General features: G+C 59.8%; 14 protein-coding genes. 5 read left to right on the forward strand and 9 right to left on the reverse strand.

Annotated elements, in window-relative coordinates; all coding sequences use genetic code 11:
• Nucleotides 1-90: 90 nt before the first annotated feature.
• From PMI23_RS07360 to PMI23_RS07375, 4 genes are all read right to left on the reverse strand, one after another.
• Nucleotides 91-1,008 carry an SdiA-regulated domain-containing protein gene (locus tag PMI23_RS07360; protein WP_007913883.1) on the reverse strand — a complete coding sequence of 306 codons (918 nt, stop codon included), beginning with the start codon at nt 1,006-1,008 and terminating at the stop codon, nt 91-93.
• 242 nt (nt 1,009-1,250) lie between these two features.
• Entirely contained in the window at nt 1,251-2,174 is a 924-nt protein-coding gene (locus PMI23_RS07365; RefSeq protein WP_007913881.1) for an SdiA-regulated domain-containing protein, read from the reverse strand.
• A gap of 258 nt (nt 2,175-2,432) precedes the next feature.
• Complete coding sequence (locus PMI23_RS07370) at nt 2,433-3,098, reverse strand: fumarylacetoacetate hydrolase family protein (RefSeq protein ID WP_007913879.1); 666 nt, start codon at nt 3,096-3,098, stop codon at nt 2,433-2,435.
• Nucleotides 3,099-3,139: 41 nt separating this feature from the next.
• Nucleotides 3,140-4,534, reverse strand: coding sequence for an FAD-binding oxidoreductase (locus PMI23_RS07375; protein ID WP_042704915.1), 1,395 nt, complete (start codon nt 4,532-4,534; stop codon nt 3,140-3,142).
• 204 nt (nt 4,535-4,738) lie between these two features.
• On the opposite strand from PMI23_RS07375, the gene serA reads away from it, so the two are divergent.
• Nucleotides 4,739-5,968 carry a phosphoglycerate dehydrogenase gene (gene serA, locus PMI23_RS07380; protein ID WP_007913877.1) on the forward strand — a complete coding sequence of 410 codons (1,230 nt, stop codon included), beginning with the start codon at nt 4,739-4,741 and terminating at the stop codon, nt 5,966-5,968.
• Between the two features lie 62 nt (nt 5,969-6,030).
• On the opposite strand, the gene PMI23_RS07385 is transcribed toward serA, so the two are convergent.
• Nucleotides 6,031-6,456, reverse strand: a complete 426-nt coding sequence (locus PMI23_RS07385; RefSeq protein WP_007913875.1) for a DUF4399 domain-containing protein — start codon at nt 6,454-6,456, stop codon at nt 6,031-6,033.
• 135 nt (nt 6,457-6,591) lie between these two features.
• On the opposite strand from PMI23_RS07385, the gene PMI23_RS07390 reads away from it, so the two are divergent.
• Nucleotides 6,592-7,155 carry a transporter substrate-binding domain-containing protein gene (locus PMI23_RS07390; protein ID WP_007913873.1) on the forward strand — a complete coding sequence of 188 codons (564 nt, stop codon included), beginning with the start codon at nt 6,592-6,594 and terminating at the stop codon, nt 7,153-7,155.
• A 271-nt stretch (nt 7,156-7,426) separates the two neighbouring features.
• Here the strand turns inward: PMI23_RS07390 and PMI23_RS07395 are convergent, their stop codons facing one another.
• Nucleotides 7,427-7,912 carry a DUF523 domain-containing protein gene (locus PMI23_RS07395; RefSeq protein WP_007913870.1) on the reverse strand — a complete coding sequence of 162 codons (486 nt, stop codon included), beginning with the start codon at nt 7,910-7,912 and terminating at the stop codon, nt 7,427-7,429.
• Nucleotide 7,913: 1 nt separating this feature from the next.
• Nucleotides 7,914-8,546 (reverse strand): 2OG-Fe(II) oxygenase, encoded by a 633-nt coding sequence (locus tag PMI23_RS07400; protein WP_007913869.1) that lies wholly within the window; start codon nt 8,544-8,546, stop codon nt 7,914-7,916.
• Nucleotides 8,547-8,654: 108 nt separating this feature from the next.
• Here PMI23_RS07400 and PMI23_RS07405 point away from each other — a divergent pair, with 108 nt between their 5' ends.
• Nucleotides 8,655-9,386, forward strand: coding sequence for a DUF2059 domain-containing protein (locus PMI23_RS07405; RefSeq protein WP_007913867.1), 732 nt, complete (start codon nt 8,655-8,657; stop codon nt 9,384-9,386).
• Between the two features lie 42 nt (nt 9,387-9,428).
• Here PMI23_RS07405 and PMI23_RS07410 read toward each other — a convergent pair whose 3' ends face one another.
• Nucleotides 9,429-10,376 (reverse strand): alpha/beta hydrolase, encoded by a 948-nt coding sequence (locus PMI23_RS07410; protein WP_007913866.1) that lies wholly within the window; start codon nt 10,374-10,376, stop codon nt 9,429-9,431.
• Between the two features lie 99 nt (nt 10,377-10,475).
• On the opposite strand from PMI23_RS07410, the gene PMI23_RS07415 reads away from it, so the two are divergent.
• Nucleotides 10,476-11,054 carry a DUF6436 domain-containing protein gene (locus tag PMI23_RS07415; RefSeq protein ID WP_007913865.1) on the forward strand — a complete coding sequence of 193 codons (579 nt, stop codon included), beginning with the start codon at nt 10,476-10,478 and terminating at the stop codon, nt 11,052-11,054.
• 101 nt (nt 11,055-11,155) lie between these two features.
• Nucleotides 11,156-13,567: a penicillin acylase family protein gene (locus PMI23_RS07420; protein WP_007913864.1), complete on the forward strand. Its 2,412-nt coding sequence runs from the start codon at nt 11,156-11,158 to the stop codon at nt 13,565-13,567.
• Between the two features lie 141 nt (nt 13,568-13,708).
• Here the strand turns inward: PMI23_RS07420 and PMI23_RS07425 are convergent, their stop codons facing one another.
• On the reverse strand, nt 13,709-14,674 hold the full coding sequence (locus PMI23_RS07425; protein ID WP_007913863.1) for a GlxA family transcriptional regulator: 966 nt from the start codon (nt 14,672-14,674) through the stop codon (nt 13,709-13,711).
• Nucleotides 14,675-14,757 lie beyond the last annotated feature (83 nt).

A 14,757-nucleotide genomic window follows, 5' to 3' on the forward strand; every position in this document is an offset into this window, starting at 1 on the left:
CGCGATAGCGGTGTGTCAGTTGAGATAAATGTCGACTGACACAGCGCTATCGCGAGCAGGCTCACTCCTACAATGGTTCTGTGGTGTTGGTTAGTTCGGTGTTGGTTTTTTGAAGACGTAAAACAGATTCGGCTCACTCACCAGATACAACGTCCCGTCATCATCCATCGCAATGCCTTCCGCCTGCGGTACGGTTTTCTTCAAACCCTGCCGCCCGCCACTGATGGACATCGTGCTCAACGGCCGCCCGCCGACATCCAGCTCCAGAATCAGCCGCGACTCATCCGACAGTGCCAGCAAATGCCCGCTGCGCTCGTCGTACTGCAAACTCGACAGATCGCGCACAAACATCCCGGCGTCACGCTTGGGATCGTTGATCACATGCACCGCGTAGGACTTCTCCGGATTGAAATGCGGAAAGCCGTGCACTTCGTAGATCAGCATCGGGTTACGCTCTTTCGCGACAAACAGGCGCTTGCCTACCGAGTCATACGCCAGGCCTTCAAAACCTTTGTTGCTGGCCATATGCACGCCGAGGGTCATCTGCTCGGCGTCCGCCGCGTCGAGGAATGTGGTGTCTGCTTCCAGGTGTATCTTGATCAGCCGCTGCTGACGCTCATCAGTGATCACGTAGGTGTCGGCGCTGATGTACTCGACGGCTTCGGGATCACCAAAACCAATCAGGGCAATGCGCCGCAGGATCTTGCCTTCGAGCGACAGTTCGACCAGTTCGGAATTCTTGTTGGTCACGGTGAACAGGCTTTTGCGCACCGGATCGAAGGTCAGCGCCGAGACATCGTCGTCCAGCCCGTCAATCACCCGCGCTTCAATCTCGACTCGATACTGGTCCAACGCAATGGATTCACTGCTCAGCGGTTGCCACAACGTGTGCAGATTGAACCAGGCGCGCTCGAACAGGCGCATGTATTGGCCGATCGCAATCAACGCGATCAGGGCAATCACCGACAGGAAAATAATCAGAGGCTTGGGGCGGGCAAGTCGACGCATTCGGATGAGCTCGGGATCAAAACAGGCGGATGAAATATCACGCCCGTCTGAACTGAAGCTTAATGGCCACTTGCCTCAAACCACAAGCCAACCCCTGTAGGAGCTGCCGCAGGCTGCGATCTGATCGTTCCCACGCTCTGCGTGGGAACGCAGCCGGGGACGCTCTGCGTCCCACAGTCAAAAGATCGTCCGAACGCGGCCCGAACCTTCGGCAGCTCCTACATTGGAATCGGTAAGGGCTGCTATTTCTGTTTTTCGAAGCGATAGAACAGGTTCGGCTCGCTGACCATGTACAGCGTGCCCGCCTCGTCCATGGTCACGCCTTCGGCGCGGGGGATGGTGTTTTTCAGACCGTTGAAGCCGCCAAGCAGGGTCATGAAGCTGACCTGTTCGCCCTTCTCGTCCAGTTCCAGCAGCAGATGTGAGTCGGCGGACAGCACCAGGGTGTGCTGGGTGCGCGGGTCAATCGCCAAGGCCGAGAGGTTGCGAATATCCAGTTCATCACTGGCAAGTTTCTGCTTTTCACCCTTGAGGATCTGGCTGCCATCGCTTTTCCAGGTAAACAGCGCCGGTGGCCGCTCCTCGCCCAACAGCAATTGCTGGTTGTGCGCATCCCAGGTAATAGCTTCGAAGGCTTTGTTCTGGTCTTTCGACGGGCCGAGATCGTATTTCGGGAAGTCGGCGATGTTCAATTCGTGGGTGTCGCCGTCGACTTTGACGATCGACAGCAGGTGCTGGCGCTCATCGACGATGGCCATCAGGCCGTTTTCCATCATCGTCAGGCCTTCCGGATTGCTCCAGCCCACCAGCGGCATCTTGCGCAGCACATCACCTTGCAAGGTCAGCTCGGCGAGAAACGGGTTCTTGCCCATCACCGAGAAAAGCGTTTTGGTCTGCGGGTTGTATGCCAGATCCGAAGCCTCGTCCTTCTCCATCCCCTTGAGCGGCTTGGCATCTATCACCACTCGATAGTCCGGCAGCCAGATGCTTTCCTTCTGCTCGGCCTGGCTTTCGAAGCTTTCCTGCAGCCAGAGCACCCCGCGATCATCCCAATGCATGGCAAACGCCAAGGCATAAGCGGCGGCAACCACCAGCAAGAGCCAGACATACCAGCGCAGGGAGAAACGTGAGCGGCGGGTGGGTTTGAGCTGAGTTTGAGATGACATCGATGGACGCGTTCCGAAAATTCAGGCTATGGGTAATAGCACAAAGAGGCCGGCTCAGACGCCAGAATGAGAGGAATTATCCGTACAGGATGTGAAAAAAACGGCAAATGGCGGGATTGCCCTGCGCCATTGTGGGAGAGATCACAAAACCCTGTAGGAGTGAGCCTGCTCGCGATGGCGTCAGGTCAGTCGAAACAATCGTTGACTGACAGACCGCTATCGCGAGCAGGCTCACTCCTGCAAGGGGACCGCGTTAAATCAGCGCACGCTGCTGGTGAAGCTGCTCGCGCCGACCAGCTCGAGGACGATGTCGTCGCCCACGTTCAGCGGGCCAACACCCACCGGCGTACCGGTGAGGATCACATCACCGGCCTGCAGCGAGAAGCAGCCGGCCATGTGCTGGATCATCGGCACGATCGGATTGAGCATCGCACTGCTGTTGCCGTCCTGGCGGACTTCGCCGTTGATGGTCAGACGAATGCCGATGTCGGTCAGATCAGCAAAGGTGCTGCCGACCACGAACGGCGCAAGCACCGCCGCGCCGTCGAACGACTTGGCGATTTCCCACGGCAGGCCCTTGGCTTTCAGCTCGGCCTGCTTATCGCGCAGGGTCAGGTCCAGCGCCGGGGCGAAACCGGAAATGGCGTCGAGCACTTCTTCACGGCTCGGTTTGGTCGACAACGGCTTGCCGATCAACACGGCGATTTCCGCTTCGTAGTGCACCGAACCGCGCTCGGTCGGAATGGCGAAACCGCCTTCCAGCTCGACCACGCAACTGCCTGGTTTGATGAACAGTAACGGCTCGGTAGGCACCGGGTTGTCCAGTTCCTTGGCGTGTTCGGCGTAATTACGGCCAATGCACACGACTTTCCCGATCGGGAAGTGGATGCGCGTGCCGTCGACGTACTGGTGCTGATAGCTCATTTACCGACTCCTGCCTTCATTGATTCATCAAAGATTGCCGATCAAACCGCAAAAATCTTGCCCGGGTTCATGATGCCGTTCGGGTCGAACACCGCTTTTACCGCTTTCATGTACTCGATCTCGACCGGGGAACGGCTGTAGGTCAAGTAATCGCGCTTGGTCATGCCCACGCCATGTTCAGCGGAAATCGAACCGTTGTACTTCTCGACGGTTTCGAACACCCACTTGTTGACGGTCGCGCACTTGGCGAAGAACTCGTCCTTGCTCAGGTTATCCGGCTTGAGAATGTTCAAGTGCAGGTTGCCGTCGCCGATGTGGCCGAACCAGACGATTTCGAAGTCCGGATAGTGTTCGCCGACGATCGCGTCGATTTCCTTGAGAAATGCCGGCACTTTCGACACGGTGACCGAGATGTCGTTCTTGTACGGCGTCCAGTGCGAGATGGTTTCGGAGATGTATTCGCGCAGTTTCCACAAGTTCTGCAACTGCGTTTCGCTCTGGCTCATCACGCCGTCCAGCACCCAGCCCTGCTCGACGCAATGCTCGAAGGTTTCCAGTGCACTGTTGGCCACTTCTTCGGTGGTCGCTTCGAATTCCAGCAGTGCGTAGAACGGGCAATCGGTTTCGAAAGGTGCCGGCACGTCACCACGGCCCATGACTTTGGCCAGAGCCTTGTCGGAGAAGAATTCGAACGCGGTCAGGTCAAGCTTGCCCTGGAAGGCGTGCAGCACCGGCATGATCGAGTCGAAATCAGCGGTGCCGAGGACCATCGCGGTGAGGTTTTTCGGCGCACGATCGAGGCGCATGGTCGCTTCGACGACAAAACCGAGGGTGCCTTCAGCACCGATAAACAGCTGACGCAAGTCGTAGCCGGTGGCGTTCTTGATCAGGTCTTTGTTCAGTTCCAGCACATCACCCTTGCCGGTGACCACCTTCATGCCGGCGACCCAGTTGCGGGTCATGCCGTAGCGAATCACCTTGATCCCGCCGGCATTGGTGCCGATATTGCCGCCAATCTGGCTGGAACCTGCCGAAGCGAAATCGACCGGGTAGTACAAGCCTTTCTCTTCGGCGACGTTCTGCAAATGCTCGGTGACCACGCCCGGCTGACAAACGGCGGTGCGGTCGGTGAGGTTCACGTCGAGAATCTGATTCATGTAGTCGAACGACACGACCACTTCGCCATTCGCCGCCACGGCAGCGGCGGAAAGCCCGGTGCGCCCGCCCGATGGCACCAGTGCGACCTTGTGCGAGTTGGCCCAACGGACCACCGCCTGCACCTGCTCAATGGTCTTGGGAAACACGATGGCACTTGGCGCCGGGGCGAAGTGCTTGGTCCAATCCTTGCCGTACGCATTCAGGGAGTCGGCGTCGGTCAGGACCTTGCCAGGCTCGACCAGGGTCTTCAGTTCATCAATCAGGGCAGGATTGGTCATCGACAGAACTCTCGAACAATTCATGGTCATCCTGAGAACGCTTCACGTCGCAGGAATGAGTGTTTAGCGGGGAGGCTATGCTAGCATATCGACCCCGCAGGACAGCGCCCAAGGCCAGATCCGCGGAGACGACATTCTTGTCGTCCGGGTCAGCGTCTGTTGACCATTTCCTGCCATTTTTCTCCGGGATACAGGTTTACGCAGATGAGCAAGACTTCTCTCGATAAGAGCAAGATCAAGTTCCTTCTTCTCGAAGGCGTCCACCAATCGGCTGTCGACGTCCTCAAGGCGGCGGGCTACACCAGCATCGAATACCTGACAGGTTCCTTGCCGGAAGCCCAGCTCAAGGAAAAGATCGCTGACGCTCACTTCATCGGCATTCGTTCGCGCACCCAACTGACCGAAGAGATCTTCGATCACGCGAAGAAGCTGGTAGCGGTCGGCTGTTTCTGCATCGGCACCAACCAGGTTGACCTGTGTGCTGCCCGTGAGCGCGGTATTGCCGTGTTCAACGCGCCGTACTCCAACACCCGCTCCGTAGCGGAACTGGTGCTGGCCGAAGCGATCCTGCTGCTGCGCGGCATCCCGGAGAAAAACGCTTCCTGCCACCGTGGCGGCTGGATCAAATCCGCAGCCAACTCCTTCGAGATCCGTGGCAAGAAACTCGGTATCGTCGGCTACGGCTCGATCGGTACGCAGCTGTCGGTTCTGGCTGAAGGCCTGGGCATGCAGGTGTACTTCTACGACACCGTGACCAAGCTGCCACTGGGCAACGCTACTCAGATCGGTAGCCTGACCGAGCTGCTGGGCATGTCCGACATCGTCACCCTGCACGTTCCGGAAACCGCTGCGACCCAGTGGATGATCGGCGAGAAGGAAATCCGCGCCATCAAAAAGGGCGGCATCCTGATCAACGCGGCGCGCGGTACCGTGGTCGAGCTGGACGCCCTGGCGGACGCGATCAAGGACAAGCACCTGATCGGCGCGGCCATCGACGTGTTCCCGGTGGAGCCACGCTCCAACGACGAAGAGTTCGAAAGCCCGCTGCGTGGCCTCGACAACGTGATCCTGACTCCGCACATCGGTGGTTCGACCGCCGAAGCGCAAGCCAACATCGGTCTGGAAGTGGCAGAAAAACTGGTCAAGTACAGCGACAACGGTACCTCCGTTTCGTCGGTGAACTTCCCGGAAGTTGCCCTGCCGGCTCACCCTGGCAAGCACCGCCTGCTGCACATCCACGAGAACATCCCGGGTGTGATGAGCGAGATCAACAAGGTCTTCGCCGAAAACGGCATCAACATCTCCGGTCAGTTCCTGCAGACCAACGAGAAGGTTGGCTACGTGGTGATCGACGTCGACGCCGAGTACTCGGACCTGGCGCAAGAGAAGCTGCAGCACATCAACGGCACTATCCGCAGCCGTGTGTTGTTCTGATTTAGCGTTGAGCGACAAAAAAGGGAGCCTTCGGGCTCCCTTTTTCATGCACGGCGAAAAGGTTATTCGACGTTGACGGTGATTTTTTTCGAGACGATTGGCGGGTCGAACGCCATGTGACCGCTGTCGCCAAGTTCCAGCTGCAAGGTGTGTTTGCCCGGGGCGAGCTTGATGTCAGCCTGGGTCTGCGCCTTGCCGAAGTGCATATGGTTGGCATCGGTAGGGACGACCGAACCGGCAGGAACGATTTCCTTGGCGTCGATCAGCAGGTGATGGTGACCGGTGTTTTTGGTGACGTCACCGGCCGGCGCCAGGGCGACGCCCTTGGTACCGAATTTGACGGTAAAGGTCTGCGAAACCGTGGCCCCGTCCTCGGGAGAAACGATGAACACTTCGGCGCCTTTTGGTGCCGGTGTCGCCGCACTGGCCAGCACCGAAACACCCATCAGCACACCCGCCAACGCTGCACGTGACATAAAGCTTTTCATTTTCTTCTCCAGTTTTTCCGTAAAATCCGCACGGTCATGACAACTTCATGACCATTCGTTGTCGAAGGCACTCGACAACCATAGCAAAGCGAGCCTGAATCAGAGCGTCGCGATAATGATTTCAAAGGAGTGACCATGCGTTTTCTGCCTGGCCTGATCTGCCTGCTACCCCTTTTGAGCCCTTTGGCTCACGCCGAACTGATTGATGACGTCAACGACCGTGGCGAGCTGCGCATAGCCCTTGAGGCTAATACACCGCCGTTCAATTACAAGGAAGGCGACACACTCACGGGGTTCGAGGTCGAGCTTGGGCAACTGCTGGCCCGGGAGCTGGATGTACGCGCTGACTTCATCGTCACGGATGAGGCAGACCTGCTCCAGGGCGTTGAAAGCGGCAAGTACGACGTTGCGCTCAACCACATAGCACTGACATCCGAACTCAAGGATCGTTTCGACTTCAGCGAGTCTTACGGCAAGGTCGATTCGCAGTTGCTGGCGAAAAAAGACGAGCAGCCACGGCCGATGGTGCTGGTGCAGGCGTTGACGGAAGAGAAGCCGAAAGTGGCAGAGCCGGTGGAATTGGCGATTCCGTTTCAGAAGGGTAATCCGGCGTTTCAGGCCAGCCTTGCGAGCGCGATGCAGCGGATCAAGGCGGATGGACGTTTGGCAGCGCTGACCGAGAAGTGGCTGAAACCTTAGAAGCCCCCTCACCCTAACCCTCCCGAAACGTCGGACCGCCCGTAGGGAGAGGGGACTGATTTGGGGTTGCTTTAGAGATACGCCGACCTGGGATGGCTATACCGAATCCGAAATCGACTGGTCATGGCTTTGTCGATTCCATAATCGATCGGTCATGGCTGTGTCGAATCCATAGTCGATAAGGTCTTCCAGGTCGATGCAAGACGTCAGACACCTCGGTCGGCCCCCTCTCCCTCCGGGAGAGGGCTGGGGTGAGGGCAACGATTCCGGATCAGCCCAAAGCCGCCAGGGCCACCGCCGCCTCAGGCAATTCAAGTTCACTGAAAACCTGCACACCATGGCGCTTGAGCAACGCGGCCGTCACGCCCTCACCAGAGATTTTGACCCCGCTGAACGTCCCGTCATACGTCAGCAGATTCCCGCAAGAAGGACTGTTGGCCTTAAGCACCGCCACGCGGATGCCATATTTCTGCACCAGTTCCAGTGCCTGCCGCGCACCATCGAGAAACTGCGCACTGACATTTTCGCCCTCAGTGGTGATCACCGCCGCGACACCATCGAGCACTTCACCGCCCTGCCCGCCCGGGATCTCCGCCGCCGCCCGTGGCGTTGGCAAACCACCCGCAACCTCCGGACACAACGGCACCACCCGCCCTTCGGCAATCCACTGCTCCAGTAGATCAAACGGCCCGCTGGCACCGCCGTCGTAACGCACGCGATGACCCAGCAGGCAGCGGCTGACCAGAATCTTGTCCATTTCAGAACGGCTCGTTGCCACGGCGGCGGAACCAGCCGGTCAGCGACAGGCGCTCGCGGTTGGCCGGCAATACTTCGTGCGGCACTTCACCGGAGAGAAACACCACCAGACAACCGCCCGTGGGCTGCACGTCATGCACGCGCTCATCATTCAGGTACATGCGCAACTGACCGCCATCCTCCGGCAGCCACGCGTCATTGAGGTAGACCACCACCGACACCATGCGCTTGTCATCGTCGCGAAAACGGTCGACATGCCGGCGATAAAAAGCGCCGGGCGGATACAAGGCGAAATGGCACTCAAAATCCTCAAGACCGAGAAACAGGCCACGGTTGAGCGCCTCACGCAGGCTTTCCATCAAGTTCAGATAGCGGTCGCTGGCCTCGGCCTGACCGGGATCGATCCACTGAATGTGGTCACCACGAATCCCCTCGCGGATCTCCGAAAACGGCCCACGCCCCACCGCCGCCGGCGCCAGTTCACCCTCGGCTTCACGTTTGCGGCACTCGGCCGCCAGCTCGCGGGTCAAACCGGCGGGCAGGAATATGTTCTGCTGCGACCAGCCGTGTTCGGCCAGGTCATCGACAATGCGTAACAGCAGTGGGTGTTCAGAGGATATTTGCATGGCGCGCATAGTATGTCGGCGGCAACAAATCCGACAGAGCCACGCGGCGGCTTGCTACGAATTCTCGACAAGTACCGGCACCGCACGGAGAATAGTCCGCTGCTGACAGGAGTCCCTATGCGCCGTTTGCTTTTTTCACTGTTGATGTTCTGCGTTTTGCCCGCCTGGGCGGACGGCCACGATCAGTTGTACAAGGTCGCCGGCTGGCCAGATCAACGTGCGCATTTCAATGACGCCCTGACGGCCGCACAGCAGCGCTATCAGAACAGCCTGCCGCCGGCGGTTTTTCAAGCGCTGGTGAACAACAGCAACCAGCGCTTCGCGCCGCAGGCCGTCGATCAACGCGCCGAAGCGCAACTGCGGCAGAAGCTTGCCGACCCGAAACCGGCGCTGACCTTCTTTCAATCACCGCTGGGCAAGAAAATCGTCGCAGCCGAATTGCTGGCGACCCGGCGCGATCAATTGGCGAAAAATGCCAAGGGTCTGCCAAAGATGCAGGCCAGCGACAGCCGTCTGCTGATCATCGGCCACCTCGCGCAAGCCTTGCCGGCCCGTGAAGCTGGCGCCGAAGTGAGCTTGGCGATTGCTGGTGTGGCGGCGGACAGCTTGAGTTCGATGATTCCGGGGCTGCTCGGTGGTGGTCAGGCGCAAGGTATGCTCAACGGTCAGCGCCAGCGTTTGATGGATCAGATTGGCGCGGACATGAACAACACGTTGCTCTACGTCTATCGCGATTTGTCGGATGAAGAGCTGGAAGAGTTTGCGACGTTTGCCGAGTCGACTGAAGGCAAGGCCTACTATCAGGCGGCGCTGGCGGCGATTCGCGCAGGGTTGGCGGTCGGGCAATGAGCTTCAGCGCCTGACTTGCCAGCGATGGGGCCTTCAGCTTCACTAGAGATTCCGGCCTCTGATGCGCTTGCTGAGAAACTCGAAATACTCCTCCCGCATCTCCGCCGTCTCATTCGCCAGATGATGCCGCGCCTCGGCTAACAACAAGATCTGCGGCCGATCAAACTTCCATTTCAACACCTGTAGATTGTGCTGCCAGTCGACGGTCATGTCTGCCTGCCCCTGAATGATCAGTGGCCGCCGCGGACTCTTCTTCGCGTGCTCGACGCGAATGATCCAGCGCGATAACGCCCCCACCCATTTCGTCGGCAAGCGTCGTGGCTGCAGCGGATCGGCCTGCAGAAACGGCAGGAAATCCGGGTCGTTGGAATTCTCGCTGAAGCGTCGCGCGACACCCCTGACGAAAGGCCTGAGCAGGTAATAACTCAGCTGCGACCAGCCCCACGCCCGTGGCCGCACCAGCGGCGCCATCAAAATCACCTGGCCCTGCGCCGGGCTGTTTTCAGCATGGTTGAGCAGGTGATCGACCACAATCGCCCCGCCAGTGCTCTGCCCGCACAAATGCCACGGCTGCGGCAGGGCGATCGACTGCGCCTCGGCGAACAACGCTTGCAGGACGTCCTGATACTCGGAGAAATCGCGAATGCTCGCGCGCGGCCCGCTCGACAGACCATGCCCCGGCAAATCGCAGGCGATCACCGCGAAGTCCTGATCCAGCGCCCACTCGATCACATGCCGATACAGCCCGGTGTGATCGTAGTAGCCGTGCAGCAGAAACAGCGTCGCCTTGACCTTCTCCGGCCACCAGCAATGGCTGACCACTTCATAACCATCGACTTCGAAACGGCCCATGCCACGCCAGACATCGCGATGGGGAAAATCGGTTTGATAAAACTGCTGGTACGCCTTCGCCTCGTCCGACAACGGCTGCCACTCGGCCAAAGGCTTGAGGCTGGCGCGGATTTGATCGGGGTCGAAAGTGGCAGACATAAGGCAATTCCAAAGCGGTAAACAGACTTTATCGGCCTGCGATATTCATCTGTAGTGACAGACATGGCAAGCTAGCCGACCTTTCGAGGATCGAAAACCATGCGTTCGCCCTACCGCACCGCACTGTTTGCCAGCCTGCTCGCGATGATTTGCGCCGGGGTGCTGTGGGCGGCGTATGACTGGTTTCAAGGGCGTTATCTGCGAGCGTTCAGCGAACACACGGCGGTATTTTCCGGTGATCCGCTGCGCCTGCCGGACAACCTCGCCGGCCCTGGCAAGATTCGCCTGGTGCACTTCTGGGACCCGGCCTGCCCGTGCAACGTCGGCAATCAACAGCACCTGACCGAGATGGTCGAGCAGTTTGGCGCCAAAGGCGTGGAGTTCTTCGCTGTGCAGAAGGCTGGCAGCCACGGTCAGTTGCCGGCAACCCTCAGCAGCCTGAAAACCATCACGATATTGCCCGGCTCCGAACAGGTTCCAGCCAGTCCGGCCGTGGCGATCTGGGACCGCAGCGGCAAACTGGCCTACTTCGGTCCGTACAGCGAAGGCCTCACCTGCAATTCCAGCAACAGCTTTATCGAACCGATTTTGAATGCCCTGACGGAAGATCGCCCGGTCAATGCCACGCACACCCTGGCGGTCGGGTGTTACTGCCCGTGGCCGGTGGAGACGCAGTAAGGCATTCCGGACTTTTCAAGGACAGCGCTGCACGGCACTGAAGGTCTGTGCTAATTGTTTGCAGCCCGACGGGCGGCATCCCGCCTGCACAAGGAGTCACCATGAAGCGCGTGTTCACCGTACTTGCCCTGCTCATCGTTGTTCTGCTTGTCGGCGTCGGCGGGTATGTCTACAGCAAACAACCGACGCGCCAGGGTCAGGTCGAGCTGCGCAACCTGCAGGGTTCGGTGACCGTGCGCTACGACGAACGCGGCGTGCCGCACATTCGCGCCGAGAACGAAACCGACCTCTATCGCGCCCTCGGTTATGTGCATGCCCAGGATCGCCTGTTCCAGATGGAAGCCATGCGCCGCCTCGCCCGGGGCGAACTGGCCGAAGTGCTCGGGCCGAAACTGCTCGACACCGACAAACTGTTCCGCAGCCTGCGCATTCGTGAGCGCGCCGCCAGTTACGTCGCCAGTCTCGATAAACAGTCACCGGCGTGGAAGGGCCTGCAAGCCTATCTGGATGGCATCAATCAATATCAGGACAGCCACGCTGCACCGATCGAGTTTGACGTGCTGGGCATCCCCAAACGGCCGTTCACCGCCGAAGACAGCATCAGCGTCGCCGGCTACATGGCCTATAGCTTTGCCGCGGCGTTTCGCACCGAACCGCTGCTGACCTACGTGCGCGATCAGCTCGGCGCCGATTACCTCAACGTTTTCGACCTCGACTGGCAGCCCAAAGGCGTGCTGGTCAACGGTCACGCCAAGCCTGCGCCGGCCCTCGCCGCTGGCGACTGGAAGGACCTCAACGCCCTCGCCCGCCTCAGCGAACAGGCGTTGATCGACAACGGTCTGCCGCAGTTCGAAGGAAGTAATGCTTGGGTCATCGCGGGCAGCCGCAGCCAGAGCGGCAAGCCATTGCTGGCGGGTGATCCGCACATTCGTTTCTCGGTGCCGTCGGTGTGGTACGAAGCGCAATTGTCGGCGCCCGGCTTCGAGTTGTACGGCCATCATCAGGCGCTGGTGCCGTTTGCGTTTCTCGGTCACAACCTCGATTTCGGCTGGAGCCTGACCATGTTCCAGAACGACGATCTCGATCTGATCGCCGAGAAGGTCAACCCGGATAATCCGAATCAGGTCTGGTATCGCGGCCAGTGGACCGACATGGTCGTCACGCAACAGCAGATCAACGTGAAGGGGCAGTCGCCGGTGACCCTGACCCTGCGCCAATCGCCCCACGGCCCTATCGTCAACGATGCGCTCGGCACCGCTGCCGGCAAAACGCCGATTGCGATGTGGTGGGCCTTTCTCGAAACACCGAACCCGATCCTCGAAGGCTTCTACCAGCTCAATCGCGCCGACACCCTGGCCAAGGCCCGCGCCGCTGCCGCAAAAGTCCAGGCGCCGGGGCTGAACCTGGTTTACGCCAACGCCAAGGGCGACATCGCCTGGTGGGCTTCGGCATTGCTGCCCAAGCGCCCGGCCGGGGTGCGGCCGGAATTCATGCTCGACGGCAGCAGCAATCAGGCCGACAAGGACGGTTTCTACCCGTTCAGCGCCAACCCGCAGGAAGAAAACCCGGCGCGCGGCTACATCGTCTCGGCCAACTTCCAGCCCGTGTCGCCGACGGGAATGGAGATTCCCGGTTACTACAACCTCGCCGATCGCGGTCAGCAACTGAACCGGCAGCTCAGCGACAAGAGCGTGAAGTGGACCAACGAGGCCAATCAGAAGCTGCAACTGGGCACCACTACCGGTTACGGCCCGCGCTTGCTCGCGCCGTTGCTGCCGGTGCTGCGTGAGGTGGTCAGCGATCCGGCGCAACTGAAACTGGTCGAGCAACTGGCGCAGTGGCCAGGCGACTATCCGCTGGATTCGGTCAGTGCAACGCTGTTCAACCAGTTCTTGTATGACCTTGCCGATGCGGCGATGCGTGATGAGTTGGGCAATGACTTCTTCGAGACATTGCTGTCGACGCGGGTGATCGATGCGGCGCTGCCGAAACTGGCGGCGAATGCCAATTCACCGTGGTGGGACAACCGCAGCACGCCGAACAAGGAGACCCGCGCCGATATCGTCCGCGCGGCGTGGCAGGCGAGCATGCAGCACTTGAAGCTGACCCTGGGCGATAACTCTGCCGAGTGGAAATGGGGCGCTGCGCACACGCTGACTCACGGCCATCCGTTGGGACAGCAGAAGCCGCTGGAGCGAATATTCAACGTTGGGCCGTTTGCGGCGCCGGGCAGTCATGAAGTGCCGAACAACCTGTCGGCGAGGATCGGCCCGGCGCCATGGCCGGTGACGTATGGGCCGTCGACGCGGCGCTTGGTGGATTTTGCCGATCCGGCGCATGGGTTAACGATTAACCCGGTTGGGCAGAGCGGTGTGCCGTTCGACAGTCACTATGACGATCAGGCTGAGGCGTATGTCGACGGGATGTATGTGCAGGCGCATTTCAATGACGAAGAGGTGACGGCGAATACGCGCAGTACGTTGAAGCTGTTGCCTGCGCGGGCTGCGCAGTAGTTTTGCGCAGATTGGACTGGCCTCATCGCTGGCAAGCCAGCTCCCACAGGGTTTTGTGTCGATCACAAATCATGTGAACACCAGAGAAACCTGTGGGAGCTGGCTTGCCAGCGATGAGGCCCTGAAAGCCACCAAAAGGCTTCAGAGCAGCACCGCAAAATTCAGCCGAAACTGCTGCGGCGTAACCCCCAGCCGGCGGTTAAACACCCCACGCATATGCTGCGCATCGCGAAACCCGCACTGATACGCCACAGTCTTCAACGGCGCCGCCGTGCTTTCCAGCATCACCCGCGCCGCATCCACCCGCGCCCGCTCGACGAACTCCGCCGGCGTCACCTTCGCCTCACGAGCAAACACCCGAGAAAAGTTACGCGCACTCATGTTCGCCGCATTGGCCAGATCGGCGATCGTCAGATCACCCGTGAGATTGGCCAACACATACAACTGCACCATCGCCACCGCCGACGTCGGCTCTGCATGCGGCGTGAGGAACGGGCTGAACTGCGACTGGCCACCAGACCGCTGGGTGAACACCACCAGCCGTTTAGCCACGCTCAGCGCCACTTCAGCACCGTGATCACGCGCCAGCAGGTAGAGCGACAGATCAATCCCCGCCGTGACCCCGGCCGAGGTATAGAGCGTGCCGTCCTCGACATACAAGCGATCAGCCTCGACCTGCGTCGTCGGACACAACTGCGCCAACGCCTCGGCGTCATTCCAGTGCGTAGTCACGGTGCGCCCCTCCAGCAACCCCGCGCGCGCGAGCGTGAACGCGCCGTTGCAGATCGAACCAAAACGCTGCGCCCGTGCACAGGCCTCACGCAGCCAACCGTCGAACGTCGCGCCAAAATCCATGAACGGCAATTGTGGCCCACCGGCGACCAGCAGCAGATCGTAGGCGTCGAGTGCTTCGCTGAAATGCCGGTGGGCATTCAGGTTCAAACCGTTGGAGCAGGCCATCGGGCCGTGTTCGACGCCGATCACTTCGAGCCGATAGTGATCCTCGGCCGCCAGGAAGCAATTGGCCTCGGCGAACACATCCATCGGGCCGCTGACATCCAGTGACTGCACTCCGGCGAACACGACGATGGCGACGGTTTTGCTCATGGCTGTGGATTCCCCCTTTAAGAGCAAAAGATCGCAGCCTACGGCAGCTCCTACAGGTGTCCGCGTTCCCATGTAGGAGCTGC

The sequence above is a fragment of the Pseudomonas sp. GM24 genome, assembly GCF_000282235.1.
Classification (GTDB): domain Bacteria; phylum Pseudomonadota; class Gammaproteobacteria; order Pseudomonadales; family Pseudomonadaceae; genus Aquipseudomonas.

Coding starts and splice junctions, on each gene's coding strand:
- PMI23_RS07375 (WP_042704915.1), bottom strand. CDS start 4,534: ATGACCAATCCTGCCCTGATTGATGAACTGAAGACCCTGGTCGAGCCT.
- PMI23_RS07365 (WP_007913881.1), bottom strand. CDS start 2,174: ATGTCATCTCAAACTCAGCTCAAACCCACCCGCCGCTCACGTTTCTCC.
- PMI23_RS07390 (WP_007913873.1), top strand. CDS start 6,592: ATGCGTTTTCTGCCTGGCCTGATCTGCCTGCTACCCCTTTTGAGCCCT.
- PMI23_RS07415 (WP_007913865.1), top strand. CDS start 10,476: ATGCGTTCGCCCTACCGCACCGCACTGTTTGCCAGCCTGCTCGCGATG.
- PMI23_RS07420 (WP_007913864.1), top strand. CDS start 11,156: ATGAAGCGCGTGTTCACCGTACTTGCCCTGCTCATCGTTGTTCTGCTT.
- serA (WP_007913877.1), top strand. CDS start 4,739: ATGAGCAAGACTTCTCTCGATAAGAGCAAGATCAAGTTCCTTCTTCTC.
- PMI23_RS07405 (WP_007913867.1), top strand. CDS start 8,655: ATGCGCCGTTTGCTTTTTTCACTGTTGATGTTCTGCGTTTTGCCCGCC.
- PMI23_RS07370 (WP_007913879.1), bottom strand. CDS start 3,098: ATGAGCTATCAGCACCAGTACGTCGACGGCACGCGCATCCACTTCCCG.
- PMI23_RS07400 (WP_007913869.1), bottom strand. CDS start 8,546: ATGCGCGCCATGCAAATATCCTCTGAACACCCACTGCTGTTACGCATT.
- PMI23_RS07395 (WP_007913870.1), bottom strand. CDS start 7,912: ATGGACAAGATTCTGGTCAGCCGCTGCCTGCTGGGTCATCGCGTGCGT.
- PMI23_RS07425 (WP_007913863.1), bottom strand. CDS start 14,674: ATGAGCAAAACCGTCGCCATCGTCGTGTTCGCCGGAGTGCAGTCACTG.
- PMI23_RS07360 (WP_007913883.1), bottom strand. CDS start 1,008: ATGCGTCGACTTGCCCGCCCCAAGCCTCTGATTATTTTCCTGTCGGTG.
- PMI23_RS07410 (WP_007913866.1), bottom strand. CDS start 10,376: ATGTCTGCCACTTTCGACCCCGATCAAATCCGCGCCAGCCTCAAGCCT.
- PMI23_RS07385 (WP_007913875.1), bottom strand. CDS start 6,456: ATGAAAAGCTTTATGTCACGTGCAGCGTTGGCGGGTGTGCTGATGGGT.